Genomic DNA, 15,605 nt, shown 5'->3' with positions numbered 1-15,605 from the left:
AGCGCTTTATCAGCTTAAATCGCCACTGAAGTTATAGTTTGTTTTACAGCGGATTTGGTTAATCCGCTGTAAAACGCCCCCAGCGCGCGTTTCTCGTTTCACCTTTTGGAAAGATTTCGCGAAATCAATCGGTCGATTCCAGTGCCGGCGTATTGTTTTGAAAGACCTCCGCAATCAATGCCAATTGGGCGCTCAATTGCGGTATCGCCGGGATTTTCCAGGCCTTACCGATGAATTTGGCTAGCAAATTGTGCAACCACGGCCGGTCCGAGCGTGCGTGATGAATAATGAAGCGGTAGGATTCTCCATCATGAAACACCGCAAAATCTTCCAGACTCAGCTCCAGCGAGCCTTCTTCGCCGTATAAACGCGTCTTGACGTAGACCGTTCTCGCGTCTAAATCGAACTTGAATTCGGCCAATTCGGCGATGCCTTTTAGCACCCAATTGGCGGCCCATACGATCAACAGGTTGGGTGTCAGCCGAATGGCGGTTCGTATTAAACGGGATTTTAGGCTCATACTCGATTTTTTCGTGACGGTTAAAAATCCTGATTCTATCCTGGATTTGTTTCTGAGCATACGGTTGGGTCTCCACCATGCCTAAGGTTGGCTACGACCGATGCCTTACTTATTGCAAGGACAAATTCTTGAAAATACCGATAGGCTTGCCCCGCGCCGAATTCGTGTCCAACCGAGGTTGAGGCGCTATGTTTCTGTTGCTTATCTAAAAAACGCTAGGCAAGCCGGTCCGATTTGGTTAGAATGGGCGCTTTAAGTTTGGCGGTAGCTAATCGGAACCGAACATTCGGCTGGTGGTTACGGTGTTCCAAATTTGATGACCGAAAACATTGCCCAGGTAGCTCAGTCGGTAGAGCAGAGGACTGAAAATCCTCGTGTCGACAGTTCGATTCTGTCCCTGGGCACCACGTTTCGGTTGGCGGATATCGAAAGCCCCTTTTAGGGGTTTTTTGTTTTGTGGGGCTTCGAAATGGCGAAGCCCGCAAGTTCTTGGTTGTTTATGGAAGAGCCTGAGGCTCTTTTTTTTTGGGTTTGAAAAGGTTAGGCGGTCATGAAGCAAGCTCCCGAACATTTGGTCGAGTTGATAGAGCCGATTGTCGAAGGTCTTGGCTACGAGTGCGTGGGCATCGAATACAATCCGCATCCTCAGCACGGCATGCTGCGCATCTATATCGATAGCGAAAATGGGATTTTATTGGACGATTGCAGCAAGGTCAGTCATCAGGTCAGTGGCGTACTGGATGTCGAGGACCCGATTCAAGGCAATTACCAGTTGGAAGTATCGTCACCCGGCGCGGATCGGCCGTTTTTCAAACTAAATCAATTCGAGCGCTACATCGGCAGCAGCGTTCAAGTCGCATTGTTCAAGCCGATAGACAAACGCCGCCGGATCACCGGGGAAATCAAGGCGGTCGAGGGTGACGCCGTCGTATTACGGGAAGGCGAACGATTAATCGCCATCCCGTTCCACACGATGAGTAAGGCGCGCTTGGTACCCGAATATTTACTGAATAAAGGAGGTCGCAATGGCAAATAAAGAAATTTTACTGGTCGCGGATGTTTTCGCTAACGAAAAAGACATAGACAAGGAGCTAATCTTTCAAGCCATTGAGTCCGCGCTGGAAGCGGCGACCGTCAAGCGCTATGAAAACCCGGTCAAGGCCCGGGTGGAAATCAATCGCCATACCGGCGACTACACGACTTACCGGCGTTGGCAGGTGGTCGAAGCCAATCCGGAAATTAACGGCGATGTCGAGCATCCGGGTTGGCAAATTCTGTTGGAAGCCGCGCAGATCGAAGAGCCGAATATTCAAGTCGGCGATTACGTCGAGGAAGAAGTCGAGTCGGTCGAGTTTTGCCGGATCGCCGCGCAGACCGCCAAACAAGTCATCATTCAAAAAGTTCGCGAAGCCGAGCGACGCAAGATTGTCGAAGCCTACGAAGACCGGGTTGGAGAATTGGTGACCGGCATTGTAAAACGCGTTGAAAAAGGCAGCGTCTATTTGGACTTGGGCGGCCACGTCGAAGCGTATATCGCCCGCGAGGACATGATTCCGAAAGAGCCGATCCGCATGGGCGACCGGGTGCGCGGCTATTTAAAAGCCGTTCGTTCCGAGCAGCGCGGTCCGCAATTGTTCGTCAGCCGCACCGCGCCGGAGTTGTTGATTGCATTATTCCGATTGGAAGTGCCGGAAGTCAGTGAAGGTTTGATCGACATTTTGGCGGCCGCTCGGGACCCTGGATCGCGCGCCAAAATCGCGGTCCGTGCCAACGACCCGCGGCTGGACCCGGTCGGTGCCTGCGTCGGCATGCGCGGCTCTCGGGTGCAGGCCATTTCCAACGAACTGGCCGGCGAGCGGGTCGATATCATTCTTTGGAACGCCAACGAGGCCCAATTCGTCATCAACGCCATGGCGCCGGCCGAGATTCAGTCCATCGTCGTCGACGAAGACAAACACAGCATGGACGTGGCGGTCGCCACCGACAGCCTGTCGCAGGCCATCGGCCGCGGCGGACAGAACGTACGCTTGGCTTCCGAGTTGACCGGCTGGGAGCTGAACATTATCGACGCCGCCCAGTTCGGCAAAAGTCACGACGAAGAAGCGGCCAAATCCAAGCAATTGTTCATGGAACAACTGGACGTGGACGAAGAGATCGCCACGGTTTTGGTCGAAGTCGGTTTGAACAACATCGAAGAGATTGCCTATATCCCGGTCGAGGAAATGTTGGAAATCGACGGTTTCGACGAGGAATTGGTCGAGGCGCTGCGCAGCCGGGCCAAGGACGCGTTGTTGATCAGCGCGATCGCGTCGGAAGAAAAAATCGAAACCGCCGAGCCCAGCGAGGAATTGCTGGCGATGGACGGCATGGACGAAGAATTGGCTCGCGAAATGGCGGCCAAGGGCATTGTCACGTTGGACGATCTGGCCGAACAGGCCATCGACGATATCATCGGCTTTGCCGGCATGGACGAAGACCGTGCTGGTAAACTAATCATGAAGGCCCGCGAATCTTGGTTCGCAGAGGACAAGGGCTGAGACGGGAGGACACTATGAGCGATAAAACAGTTAGAGAATTGGCGGAGGTTGTCGGCATACCTCTGGAGCGTTTCTTGGAACAGCTTAAGGAAGCCGGATTGAGCGCCAGTGATCCCGATGACGTGATAGACGACCAGGAAAAGTTCAAGCTGCTGGCCCATTTACGCAAACGCCACGGCAAAGCGGAAACCGATCCGGAAGCCGCCGCGCCCAAGCGCATTACCTTGAAGCGCAGCACGAAAACCGAATTGAAGCAGGCTTCGCCGCCGGGCAGCGCCGTCAAGACCGTTAGTGTGGAGGTCCGCAAGCAAAAAACCTACATCAAACGTAGCGAAGCGCATGTCAGTGACGAGCAAAAAGAGGCCGAACGCGCCAAACTGGCGTTGGAGGAGCAGAACAAGCGCTTGGCGGAGGAAGAAGATCGCCGTCGCCAGCAGCAGGCATTAAAAGCCAAGCCGGCCGGCGAAGTCGGCCAGCAAGCGGTGGTCGCGCCGACTATCGTCGAGGAAGCCGCTCCGGTTGTCGCCGTCTCGGCCGCCATCGCGGAGTCCGCCGAAAAACCGGAAGCCGAAATCGTCGAGCCGGTTCAACCGAAAGTGGAAAGCCCGGTCGCTGAATTGACCGAGGAACAGCGCCTGGAAAAAGAGAAGAAAGAGCGTCTGGAAGCGGCGGTGCAACGCAACGCCGAAAAGGTCAAGAAAAAGGCCGAAGCCAAGCAGCAACAAACGCTGCACAAGAAAAAGGCGGAATTCAAGCCGACTCGCGGCACCGTTCCGGAAGTCGATGTCGAAAGCGCGCGTAGCGGCGATCCGCGACGCGGCAAGGGTAAAAAGGCCAAGCCGCAACCCAAACGCGACAAGTCCGATTTCGAGCCGGATATTCAGGCCCGCCATAAGTTCGAAAAACCGGTGGCGCCGACGGTATACGAGGTGACGATTCCCGAGACCATCATCGTGTCCGATCTGGCTCAAAAGATGAACGTCAAGGCGGCTGAAGTCATCAAGCATTTGATGAAGCTGGGTATTATGACCACGATCAACCAAACCATCGACCAGGAAACGGCGGTCATCTTGGTTGAGGAAATGGGGCATAAGCCGATCATGCAAAGCGAGGACGATTTCGAGAAGGAAATGCTCGCCGAAGTGATGGCCGAGTCCGACGAAGTCAAAGTGGTCGCCCGGGCTCCCATCGTTACCATTATGGGTCACGTCGACCACGGTAAAACTTCGCTGCTGGACTACATTCGGAAAACCCGGGTCGCCGCCGGCGAAGCGGGCGGTATTACCCAGCATATCGGCGCTTATCAGGTCAGAACCGATCACGGCGCGGTCACCTTCCTGGACACGCCCGGCCACGCCGCGTTCACCGCGATGCGGGCGCGTGGCGCCGAAGTCACCGACATCGTCATCGTGGTGGTGGCCGCCGACGACGGCGTGATGCCGCAAACCAAGGAAGCGATCGAGCATGCTCGCGCCGCTAACGTGCCTATTATCGTGGCGCTCAATAAGATCGACAAAAACGAGGCGAACCCGGATCGGGTGATGCAGGAATTGGCGACGTTGAATGTGGTGCCGGAAGAGTGGGGCGGCGACGTGCAGTTCCTGAAAGTGTCGGCGAAAACCGGCGTCGGCATCGATGATCTGATTGAAGCCTTGATCGTGCAGGCCGAAGTACTGGAACTCACCGCGCCGAAGGACGGCGTTGCGTCCGGGGTCTGTATCGAGTCGCGGCTGGACAAGGGCCGCGGCGCGGTAGCGACGGTGTTGATCCAGAAAGGCACCTTGAATAAAGGCGACTTCGTGCTGTGCGGCCACGAATACGGCCGGATTCGGGCGATGTTCGACGAAAACGCGCATTCGATCAAAACCGCGGGACCCAGCACGCCGGTCGAAATTTTGGGTCTTTCCGGAACGCCGGATGCCGGCGACGAACTGCTGGTCGTACAAAACGAGCGAGTGGCCCGCGAATTGGCGGCGCACCGCGAGGAGAGGAAGAAATCCAGCCGTCACGCGGCGATGGGCGCCTCAAAACTGGATGATGTGTTCTCGCGGATGACCGCAGGCGAAACCTCGACGCTGAACGTGGTCATCAAAACCGACGTGCAGGGCAGTTTGGAAGCGTTGCGCGAGTCGCTGGTGGGTTTGTCGACCGACGAAGTCCAGGTCAAATGCATTTTCGGCGGCGTCGGCGGCATCAACGAGGGCGATGCCAATTTGGCGCTGGCGTCCGGCGCGATCCTGATCGGCTTCAACGTCCGAGCGGATGCGGTGGCCCGTAAGCTGATCGAAGAAAAAGACATCGATCTGCATTATTACAGCATTATCTACGAAGCGATCGACGAGGTGAAACGCGCAATCAGCGGTATGTTGGCGCCGGACATCCAAGAGAAAATCGTCGGCTTGGCCGAGGTGCGGGACGTGTTCCGCTCGCCGAAATTCGGCGCGGTCGCCGGATGCATGGTCATCGACGGCTTCGTCAAGCGCAATCTGCCGATTCGGGTGTTGCGCAACAACGTGGTCATTTTCGAGGGTCAGCTGGAATCGTTGCGCCGCTTCAAGGACGACGTCACCGAAGTCAAGATGGGCATGGAATGCGGCATCGGCGTCAAGAATTACAACGACGTCAAGGCCGGCGACCAGATCGAGGTTTTCGAGCGTATCGAAGTCAGACGGGAAATCTAAATGGCAAGAGAATACGGCCGCAGTCAGCGGGTTGCCTCGGAAATGCAGAAGGAATTGGCGACGATTTTGCAGCGCGACGTCAAGGATACCCGTCTGGGTTTCGTGACGATCAACGATGTCGAGCTGTCCAAGGATCTGGCCGTGGCAAAAGTTTACATCACGGTGTTAAACGGCGACGACGCGGCCAAGCGTGGCAACGTCAAGGTTTTGAACGAGATCGCGCCGTTCATCCGTCATGAACTGGCGAAACGGATGCGGCTCAGACACATCTCCGAGCTGCATTTTTACTACGATCATTCCTTCGATACCGGCATGCGCGTCGCGGAATTGCTGCACGATCCGGAAGGGCGGCAGGACGAGGGCGATGAGCCCGTCGCCGGCAAGTCCGGGGACGAGTAATGGCAAAACGCAAGTCCGGGCGCGATGTGCACGGCATCGTCTTGCTGGATAAGCGCCAAGGCGTATCTTCCAACAAGGCCTTGCAGGAAGTCCGGCATTTATTGAATGCCAACAAGGCCGGCCACACCGGTGCGTTGGACCCGTTGGCGACTGGATTGCTGCCGCTTTGCTTCGGCGAAGCCACCAAGGTGTCCGGCCTGCTGCTCGACGACGACAAGCGCTATACGGTATCGATGCGGCTGGGCGTGATGACCGATACCGGCGACAGCGACGGTAACGTCGTCGCCGAAATGCCGGTTCCGGCATTCAGCGAAGCGACCTTGCTGGCGGCCTTGCACCGTTTTACCGGTGCGATAGCGCAGATTCCGCCGATGTATTCGGCGTTGAAGCATAACGGCCGGAAATTGTACGAACTGGCGCGCGAAGGCTTGACGATAGAACGCAAGGCGCGGCCGGTCACGATTTATGACTTGAAACTAATCGAGGCCGGCGACCGGGAGCTGACATTGGACGTGGTTTGTTCGAAGGGAACTTATGTCCGTTCGTTGGTCGAGGATCTAGGCCACGCGCTAGGCAGCTGCGCCACCGTGATCGCGTTACGGCGCACCGAAGCGGGGTTGTTTCGTTTGGCTCAAGCCCACACGTTCGAGCAATTGCAGGCCATGAGCGCCGAGCAGCTTCAAGCGGTTCTGATTTCGCCGGACGAGCCCCTACGCGGCATGCCGGCGCTCGCCTTGGCCGCTGAACAGGCCGGCAGGGTAAGGCAGGGACAGCAGGTCGAAGTCGGTGGCGGCCAACCGGGGCCGGTAAGAATCTACGGCCCCGAAACCTTTTTGGGGTTGGGTGAAATCCTATTGAATGGTAAACTAGCCCCGAAAAAACTGTTTCTAATGGATGATCGAAATGCTTGATTATCCTGGAAAACCGCGCTGGCTCCTACACCCTATTGTGGAAGCGGCGCATCTTGGCCATCGTCCGGTGGCGTTCTTTTAATTGATTAATCGATAGGGATTAAAATGGCTTTAACCGCAGAACAAAAGAAAGCAGTCGTCGAAGAATACCGTTTGTCGGATACCGACACCGGTTCCACCGAAGTTCAAGTGGCTTTGCTGACCGCCAACATCAACCAGTTGACACCGCATTTCGCGGCGCACAAAAAGGACAACCATTCGCGTCGCGGCTTGCTGCGCATGGTTAACCAACGCCGCAAATTGCTGGATTATCTGAAAGAAACCGATGTGGCCCGCTACCGCTCCTTGATCGAGCGTTTGGGCATTCGTAAGTAATACCGCCCGGAAGAAACGGCGTGTCGTACGCCGTTTCTTTTTTTGGCACATTTCAGCACAACCTTTAAAAAAGGAACCTTATAGTGAATCCTATCAGGAAACAATTTCAGTACGGGGATCGTCTCGTCACGCTAGAAACCGGCGAAATCGCCCGCCAAGCCAACGGCGCGGTGATCATTGATGTAGAGGGTACCACGCTGCTGGTGACCGTGGTCGGTAAAAAGGAAAGCAGCGGCGGCGACTTTTTCCCATTGACGGTGGACTACCAAGAGAAAGCCTTTGCCGCGGGCAAAATTCCCGGCGGCTTTTTCAAACGCGAAGGCCGTCCCAGCGAAAACGAAACCCTGATCTCGCGCTTGATCGATCGTCCGATCCGGCCATTGTTTCCCGAAGGCTTCACTAACGAAGTGCAAATTATCGCGACCGTGTTGTCGTTGAACCCGGAGATAGACACCGAAGCGCCGGCCATTATCGGCGCATCCGCCGCGTTGGCGGTTTCGGGCTTGCCGTTCAACGGCCCATTGGGCGCCGCGACCATCGGTTATATCGACGGCCAGTACGTATTGAACCCCACCTTGCCGCAATTGAAGGAATCGCGTTTGCGTCTGATGGTGGCAGGCACCCAAAAAGCCGTGCTGATGGTCGAGTCGGAAGCCGATCTGCTGCCGGAAGACGTCATGCTGGGCGCGGTATTGTTCGGCCACGAACAAATGCAGGTTGCGATCAATGCGATCAACGAATTGGCCGCCGAAGTCGCTACTCCGGCCTTGAACTGGGTGGCGCCCGCCGACAACGAGGCCTTGAAAGCCGCTGTCGCCGCCGAAGCCGAAGCGCAAATCAAAGCCGCGTACCAAATTCCCGAGAAATTGGTCAGACAAGATACCTTGAGCGCGATCCGCGCAGCCGTCGTCGAAAAATTGACCGCCGAAGGTCTTTATGCCGAAAAAGACATACGCAACGTCATCGAGACCTTGGAATATAACGTTGTTCGCGGTGCGATTCTGAACGATCGCAAACGGATAGACGGCCGCGACTTGACCACGGTCAGACCGATCTCGATACGCACCAGCGTATTGCCGAGAACCCACGGTTCGGCGCTATTCACCCGCGGCGAAACCCAAGCCCTGGTCGTCGCGACCCTGGGTACCGAACGCGACGCCCAGATCATCGACGCACTGGCGGGCGAATACAAGGATACCTTCCTGTTTCACTACAACTTTCCGCCGTTCAGCGTTGGCGAAACCGGCCGTACCGGTTCGCCCAAACGCCGCGAAATCGGTCACGGCCGTCTGGCCAAGCGCGGCGTGCAAGCCGTTACGCCGACGATCGGCGAATTCCCGTACGTAATCCGCGTCGTCTCCGAAATCACCGAATCCAACGGCTCAAGCTCGATGGCGTCGGTATGCGGCAGCAGCCTGGCGTTGATGGACGCCGGCGTGCCGTTGAAAGCGCCGGTCGCCGGTATCGCGATGGGCTTGATCAAGGAGGGCGATCAATTTGCGGTCCTGTCCGACATTCTGGGCGACGAAGATCATTTGGGCGACATGGACTTTAAAGTCGCCGGTTCGGAAAACGGCGTCACCGCGCTGCAAATGGACATCAAGATCGACGGCATTACCCCGGAAATCATGAAGGTCGCGCTGGATCAAGCCAAGCAAGGCCGCCTGCACATTTTGGGTGAGATGAACAAAGCCTTGTCTAGCTCGAGGACTCAGATGTCGGATTTCGCGCCGCGCATCATCAGCTTCAAGATCGATCCCGCTAAAATCCGCGAAGTCATCGGTAAGGGTGGTGTCACGATTCGGGCGATCACCGAGCAAACTGGCGCCAGCGTCGATTTGACCGACGACGGCACCGTCAATATCGCTTCCGTCGATAAGGCCGCCGGCGAAGAAGCCAAGCGCATGATTGAGGAAATTACCGCCGAGGTTGAAGTCGGTAAAACTTACGAAGGCAAAGTCGTTCGCTTGATGGACTTCGGTGCGTTCGTAACCATCTTGCCTGGCAAGGACGGCTTGGTCCACATCTCGCAAATTTCCGAAGAACGCGTCGAAAAAGTCAGCGACAAATTGTCGGAAGGCGATGTCGTCCGGGTCAAGGTATTGGAGATCGACCGCCAAGGCCGAGTGCGTTTGAGCATGAAAGAAGTCGATAACGCTTGATTTTCACGCTTGAAACGATCAGAAAGGGCCGTAAGGCCCTTTTTTATGCTTGCCCTCTTGTGGTCGGCGAGCTTCTTCTCGCCACGGATGTGGCCAGATTAAAACTCCCAGCGTAGCCCGCCTTCCAGCGCGTGATTATAGGAGCCGGACATGATCAAGGCTTGATAGCCTAAATTGGCGGCCAAACCGTTCGGCAGATTGAGTTGCAGGCCGGCGCCCATGTTGCCCCAATCGCGTTCGGCGGCGCTGGAGACGATGCTCGCCGCCAAGCCGGAGCGGGTAAAGGCACGGGTGACACGCGGATCGTTGGCGTATTCCCGCACCCATTCGCCGTTGACGCGCGGCGTCAACACACCGAACGGCAGGCTCCAGGCATAGGTCAATTCAACCCCGAAGGTGCTGGTGACCGAGACCACGTATTGTTCCGGTACCGTCAGCAAGCCGCCCCCGACACCCACCAGACCCTGTTCACGATAGCCGCCGATATTCATGTAAATGGTTGAGGCTTGACCGTAGCCGCGCAGGCTCCAGGCGCCGATGTTGTGGGTGTACCCAGTGCCGGCCAAAATGTTGAATTCGTCGGTTTCGAATTGGGCTTTGGCGCCGCCGCCGCAAGTCAGACATTGCCGGCTGGCCGCATTGTCGTGTTTAGCGTAACCGGCCGCCAGATCGATATAGGTGTTCTCGGTAGGCGTTAAGGTTGCGAACGGCGAGAATCGAAAGATGTTGGCATCGAAACGACCCTGACCGCGATCCAGTTCGGCGGCGGAACTGGTATAGCCGAACAGAATACCGGTTGCGAAACGTTCGCTGATTTTGAAATCGAGCGCGGCATTGAAATTGCGGTTGTACAACGCGAAACCTGAACTGCCGGTAGTGCCGTCGACGCGTCCCCAGGAGCCGCCGGCGTTGACGAAAAATCCGAACGGGCCGACCATGCTGTATAGGTCGTCGCCGGCGCCGCCGCCTTTCGCGGTGGAATGATCAACGCGCAGATGCCGGAGAGACTGTAACGAGCTGGAAATCTGCGCGGTGCTGCGGTTGAGTTGCAAACCGATCGTGGTGGCGTCGTTGACGGCATTTAGGCCCTGCTGTTCTTGCGGGGAGGTGCCCGAGGCCGCCAGTCCGCCGGTCGCGTAGGCGGTCAGGTTGGCGCAATCCTCAAGCGAAGTGGCGGTTTGGCCAAGATAGTAGCAAGTCAGCGAACCGCCAAGAGTGACCTCCAGCGTGTAAATGCTATCGGTGACTACGATTTTTGCGTTTTCGGAATCGAGATTATTACTGGTTTGATAATTCAGCAATTGAGTGTAGGCGTTTTCGATGAGCGAGACCGACGAAAAATCATTGATGACGTAACTTTGTAGCGAATCGGAACTGACGAAACTGCCGGTGATTGTCGCCTGGGCGGACAGGCTGAACCCCAAACCGGCCAAGGCCAATAATGTTTTCACGTTCAAGCTCCATGGATAGAGGATATATGACTCCGGGATTATAAGGCGTACCGCAACTTTGTCACGAGATAGTTGCCCAAAAACAATGCCCTCGGCCGGTATGCGGGTGAGTTTGGGCGCACCGCTACCGCTGGTGGCCTAGTTCAGGATGGACGTGCCCTTGATTTGCGCGTAGACCGGCATGCCGGCGCTTAGGCCCAATACCGTAGCGGACTTTTGGCTGACGTGCGCCAGCAGCGGCAACGGGCCGACTTTTAAGCCGACCACGCACAAGCCGTCGCATTCGGCGGCCAGCCCGGTCACCGTGGCCGGCAACACGTTGAGTATGCTGGTGGCCGCCGGTTTTTCCAGCGCGATACTGACGTCCCGCGCCTGAATTTGCAGGCGTAGCGGTGTACCAGCAGCGGCGGGCACGGCCGCCAGGTTCAGCGCGCCGGCGGCGGTTTCCACGCGGGTCAGATGAAACTCGGGTTCATGGTCCTGAACCAGACCTTGCCAAACCGTGGCCGCGTCTCGGTCCTGGGCCAACGGCACATCCAGTCGGCTTTGGGTTTCGGCGAGCGGGCCAGCGGCTAAGACTCGGCCGTCGGCCATGATCACCAGATGGTCGCCAAGTTGGGCGACTTCCTGTTGTGAATGCGTGACATAGATCACCGGGATCTTCAATTCCTGGTGTAGGCGGGACAAATAAGGCAGGATTTCCTGCTTACGTTTGAAATCCAGCGCCGCCAGCGGCTCGTCCATCAACAGTACCTTCGGATTCAGCGCCAATGCCCGGGCGATGGCCACCCGCTGGCGCTCGCCGCCGGACAGCCTGTCAGGCATGCGTGCCAACAGATGGCCTATCCCCAACAGTTCCAGAATGTGCGCCAGATCGGCGCCGGCTTGGCCGGTGCGCTTCAAACCGAATTGCAGATTGCCCTTGACGGACAAATGCGGAAACAAATTGGCTTCCTGAAACACGTAGCCCAGCGAGCGCCGGTGGGTTGGCAAAAACAGGCCGATTTTGCTGTCCTGCCAGATATCGCCATTAATTTGCAGAAAACCGTTGCCGGCTTTTTGCAAGCCGGCGATGCAGCGCAGCAGCGTGGTCTTGCCGGAACCGGAATGGCCAAACAATACCGAAACGCCGCTACCGGGCAAAACCAAGTCTACTTGGAGTCGAAATTCGCCGTAATCCAAATCGAACGCGGCGCGGATGGGTGTGGTCATTTGAGTTGGTGGGCGGCAGGGTGGGTTTTCAATGCGCTATACAGCACCAGCAGAACGGTAAAGGAAAACAGCAGCAAGCCGCCGGCCAGCCAATGGGCTTGCGCATATTCCAAGGCTTCGACGTGGTTATAGATTTGCACCGACACCACCCGGGTTCGGTCCGGTATATTGCCGCCGACCATCAACACCACGCCGAATTCGCCGACGGTATGCGCGAAACCTAAAATAGTCGCGGTCATGAAGCCGGGTTTCGCCAACGGCAGTACAACGCTGAAAAAGGTATCCAAGGGTCCGGCCCGCAGCGTCGCCGCGGCTTCCATGGGTTGCTGCCCGATCGCGGCAAATGAGGTTTGCAAGGGTTGCACGACGAAGGGCAGCGAATAAAACACCGAGGCCACCACCAAGCCCGGAAAGGTAAACGGCAGCGTGCCCCAGCCCAATTCGCTGGTCAGTTGGCCGATGGGGCCTTTCGGTCCCAACATCACCAGCAGATAGAAACCCAGCACGGTCGGCGGCAACACCAGCGGCAAGGCCACCAGCGCATTGCAAATGCCTTTGAAGCGCGAGCTAGTGCGGGCCAACCACCAAGCCAACGGCGTGCCCAACATCAGCATGATCAAGGTTGCCAAACTGGCGACCTTGAAGGTCAGCCACAGCGTGGCGATATCGGCGGGACTGAGCATGCTTAAGGTTGGCTAGGTAGGCTGTAACCGTATTTCAATATAATTGCCGACGCTTGCGGTCCTTTTAAAAATTGCAGCAATGCTTGCGCGGCGGGGTTTTCCTCGCCCTTGCTAAGCAGAATCGCATCCTGCCGGATCGGGGTGTAACGGTCACTAGGTACGATCCAGCCGGAGCCGCTGCCGATCTTGCCGTTTTCGATGACTTGAGAGAGGGCGACGAAGCCCAGTTCGGCATTGCCGGTATTGATAAATTGATGGGTTTGCGAAATGTTTTCGCCTTGTACGATCAACGGCAGCAATTTATCGTGGAGGCCGAGTTTTTTCAAAACTTCGAGCGCCGCCGCACCGTAAGGCGCCAGTTTGGGATCGGCCAGCGCCAGATGTTTGAAGCCGCCTTTAGCGAGAACTTCGCCTTGCTCGTCCACCAAGCCCGGCGTTGCCGACCACAACACCAGTTTGCCTAGCGCATAGGTAAAGCGAGTGTCGGCAATGGCTAAATCGGCGCCGACCAATTTGGCCGCGTTTTCCTGATCGGCGGCCATGAACACTTCGAACGGCGCGCCGTTTTCGATCTGGGACACGAATTTACCGGAAGAGCCGAACGACAGTTTGGCCTCGTGACCGGTGGTTTTCTGGAATTCGGCGGCGATTTCCTCCATCGGTTTGGTGAAGTTGGCAGCAACCGCGACTAGCGTGGTTGCGGACCAGGCCGTGGCAGCGGGGAGAATAAACGCCGCCAGCACGAGGGCGCGGAAAAAACGATGATTGAGCATAAAGTTCTCCAAGGGTTAAAAAATAGTGCGTTCAAAATTTCAGCAATCACGGATAAGGCTATGGCCAAAAATAATTCCTCCCTTGCCCCCTTTTTTCAAAGGAGGCCGTCGTGAAATCTCCCTCTCCGCGCGGAGGTTGTCGCAAAAGCCGAAACAGTTCCTTCTCCCTCCGGGAGAAAGCTAGGATGAGGGTATAAAAACATTATTTATTCCCCTCACCCCAGCCCTCCCGCGAGGAGAGGGAGCTTTTACGACACCCTTTCCCGTAAGGCGAGGGGCTGTTTTGACTTTTACGACAGCCCCCAAAGGGGGAGCTTATTTGTGCCGCCAAACCTTGATTGCCGAGATCGCCAGTATCGCGGCCAATACCGGCAGCAACACGTCGCTGGATAGCATGCCGACCAATTGGCCTCCCGCGAAGGCGCCGAACAAGGAGCCGACCGCCATCACCAGCACGAAACTCCGGTTGCGGCCGACCACCGCAAAACTTTGGTCCCCGCTATAGCGGGCGATACCGGTCAGCATGGTGGGCAGGCTGATCGCCAGCGACAAACTGCCGGCCAGCTTGATGTCGATACCGAACAGCAATACCAGCGTCGGAATCAACAGCTCGCCGCCGGCTACCCCCATCAGCGAGGCCACCAAGCCGATGACCAAGCCCGCCGAGATGCCCGCCAGTACCAACGCGCTACCGGACAACGCCGGCTGCTGGCTGCTGGTCGGGTTATGGGCAACTAACAGCAGCATGGCGATCAACGCCAATAACACCGAAATCACCCGATACAGGGTCTCGCTTTTCAAGCGGATGGCCCAACCGGCGCCGAACCAAGCCCCCAGCAGGCTGCCGGCCAGCAGATTCAGTAGTACCGACCCATGTTCGATCACAGCGGCGAACGGAATCGCGCCGGCCCTGAACGGCAAGGCAGAGGCCACGACGATCAGGCTCATGGTTTTGTTCAGGATCACCGCCTCCAGCGAGGCGAATCCGAACAGACCGATCAACAGCGGGAGCCTAAACTCGGCGCCGCCCAGACCGATCAGGCCTCCCAGCGTGCCTATCAATGCGCCGCAGCCGAAAACGGCCGCTTGATTGGTTTTCATCCGGATCCCCAAGCCTCAAAACCGTAGTTGACTCTGCAGGTAAAAATAATCCACATCTTCCTTAGCCGGCGCGTTGGCGGTTACCTTGGCGAAGGTTCCCTTGAACAAATGCGCCCATCCGGTTTCGAAATTCAAACTGCTGTTGAAGTCCCAGCGCGCGGTCATTTCCAATTGTTGACCGATGAAATTGTCGGTGCGGCCGCTGCTGTCGCGCAAGCCGGCGCTGGTCCAAGTATCCTTGTCTTCGGCCAGCCAGAAAAACCGGTGGAGCAAGCCGAGTTGGACATCCTGGCGCGGTGCCGCGGTGATTCGATAGCCCGGCGTATTGACGTTGGCGCGGGCGAATGCGCCGTAAATGCCGGTAGCGCCAAATTCGAAACGGCGGGCGCCGTACAAGGTATCGAAGCGTTGGTCTTTTTTGTCGTTGGGATCGTGGTCGCCGCTGGCGTAGTCGTAATGCAGCGACAGGCGCGGAGACCAGGGTAATTCGAAGGTGTAGCCAATATCGAGGTGTTGGTACCAGGCCGAGTGCTCCAGATCTTCGCCAGACGTCGTGGACGCGCGCACCGTGCCGAACTGGCCTATGGTTTCGCTCTCGAAATCGAATTTGCCCTTGGCCGGTTTCAAGTAAAAACGCATGCCTGGCGTAAAGTAGCGGCGATTCCGGGTTAGCAGGCGTTTGCGGTCGCCCTCGTCAAGATGGTAAAGATACAGTTCGGCGTTGACCTTCCAGGCCAGATTGTAGACTTCCAAGAAGCCGCCCGAAAACCACGTTTGGTATTCCGGTTCGTCCAGACTGT

At 56.9% G+C, this 15,605-nt stretch carries 14 protein-coding genes and 1 tRNA gene; 8 read left to right on the top strand and 7 right to left on the bottom strand.

The genetic code is table 11. From position 1 onward, the window contains the following. Positions 1 to 124 precede the first annotated feature (124 nt). Positions 125 to 520 (bottom strand): hypothetical protein, encoded by a 396-nt coding sequence (locus AC3B8H_RS10935; RefSeq protein WP_488441615.1) that lies wholly within the window; start codon positions 518 to 520, stop codon positions 125 to 127. A gap of 331 nt (positions 521 to 851) precedes the next feature. Here AC3B8H_RS10935 and AC3B8H_RS10930 point away from each other — a divergent pair. The 8 genes from AC3B8H_RS10930 to pnp all read left to right on the top strand — a co-directional run bounded on the left by AC3B8H_RS10930 (position 852) and on the right by pnp (position 9,585). Then, positions 852 to 927 (top strand) — tRNA-Phe (locus AC3B8H_RS10930). 143 nt (positions 928 to 1,070) lie between these two features. Then, positions 1,071 to 1,556, top strand: a complete 486-nt coding sequence (rimP, locus tag AC3B8H_RS10925) for a ribosome maturation factor RimP (protein ID WP_488441614.1) — start codon at positions 1,071 to 1,073, stop codon at positions 1,554 to 1,556. Further along, on the top strand, positions 1,546 to 3,057 hold the full coding sequence (nusA, locus tag AC3B8H_RS10920; RefSeq protein ID WP_488441613.1) for a transcription termination factor NusA: 1,512 nt from the start codon (positions 1,546 to 1,548) through the stop codon (positions 3,055 to 3,057). Before rimP ends, nusA begins: the two co-directional genes overlap by 11 nt. A 14-nt stretch (positions 3,058 to 3,071) precedes the next feature. Continuing rightward, positions 3,072 to 5,738 (top strand): translation initiation factor IF-2, encoded by a 2,667-nt coding sequence (gene infB / locus AC3B8H_RS10915; protein WP_488441612.1) that lies wholly within the window; start codon positions 3,072 to 3,074, stop codon positions 5,736 to 5,738. Beyond that, positions 5,739 to 6,137 carry a 30S ribosome-binding factor RbfA gene (gene rbfA / locus AC3B8H_RS10910; protein WP_488441611.1) on the top strand — a complete coding sequence of 133 codons (399 nt, stop codon included), beginning with the start codon at positions 5,739 to 5,741 and terminating at the stop codon, positions 6,135 to 6,137. Next, positions 6,137 to 7,048, top strand: a complete 912-nt coding sequence (truB, locus tag AC3B8H_RS10905; protein WP_488441610.1) for a tRNA pseudouridine(55) synthase TruB — start codon at positions 6,137 to 6,139, stop codon at positions 7,046 to 7,048. Before rbfA ends, truB begins: the two co-directional genes overlap by 1 nt. A gap of 105 nt (positions 7,049 to 7,153) precedes the next feature. After that, positions 7,154 to 7,423: a 30S ribosomal protein S15 gene (gene rpsO, locus AC3B8H_RS10900; protein WP_488441609.1), complete on the top strand. Its 270-nt coding sequence runs from the start codon at positions 7,154 to 7,156 to the stop codon at positions 7,421 to 7,423. A gap of 83 nt (positions 7,424 to 7,506) precedes the next feature. After that, on the top strand, positions 7,507 to 9,585 hold the full coding sequence (pnp, locus tag AC3B8H_RS10895) for a polyribonucleotide nucleotidyltransferase (protein WP_488441608.1): 2,079 nt from the start codon (positions 7,507 to 7,509) through the stop codon (positions 9,583 to 9,585). Positions 9,586 to 9,683: 98 nt separating this feature from the next. Here pnp and AC3B8H_RS10890 read toward each other — a convergent pair whose 3' ends face one another. From AC3B8H_RS10890 to AC3B8H_RS10865, 6 genes are all read right to left on the bottom strand, one after another. Beyond that, positions 9,684 to 11,036 carry an autotransporter outer membrane beta-barrel domain-containing protein gene (locus AC3B8H_RS10890; RefSeq protein WP_488441607.1) on the bottom strand — a complete coding sequence of 451 codons (1,353 nt, stop codon included), beginning with the start codon at positions 11,034 to 11,036 and terminating at the stop codon, positions 9,684 to 9,686. Positions 11,037 to 11,174: 138 nt separating this feature from the next. Beyond that, on the bottom strand, positions 11,175 to 12,248 hold the full coding sequence (gene modC / locus AC3B8H_RS10885; protein ID WP_488441606.1) for a molybdenum ABC transporter ATP-binding protein: 1,074 nt from the start codon (positions 12,246 to 12,248) through the stop codon (positions 11,175 to 11,177). Then, positions 12,245 to 12,931, bottom strand: coding sequence for a molybdate ABC transporter permease subunit (modB, locus tag AC3B8H_RS10880; RefSeq protein WP_488441605.1), 687 nt, complete (start codon positions 12,929 to 12,931; stop codon positions 12,245 to 12,247). Before modB ends, modC begins: the two co-directional genes overlap by 4 nt. Positions 12,932 to 12,933: 2 nt before the next feature. Continuing rightward, positions 12,934 to 13,704 (bottom strand): molybdate ABC transporter substrate-binding protein, encoded by a 771-nt coding sequence (gene modA / locus AC3B8H_RS10875; RefSeq protein WP_488441604.1) that lies wholly within the window; start codon positions 13,702 to 13,704, stop codon positions 12,934 to 12,936. Positions 13,705 to 14,019: 315 nt separating this feature from the next. Continuing rightward, complete coding sequence (locus tag AC3B8H_RS10870; RefSeq protein WP_488441603.1) at positions 14,020 to 14,805, bottom strand: TSUP family transporter; 786 nt, start codon at positions 14,803 to 14,805, stop codon at positions 14,020 to 14,022. Between the two features lie 15 nt (positions 14,806 to 14,820). Continuing rightward, the coding region (locus tag AC3B8H_RS10865) for an alginate export family protein (RefSeq protein WP_488441602.1) at positions 14,821 to 15,605 on the bottom strand (785 nt) is incomplete at its 5' end.

This window comes from Methylomonas sp. BG-2 (genome assembly GCF_057766305.1).
This window is presented reverse-complemented; position numbering and strand designations above follow the sequence as displayed.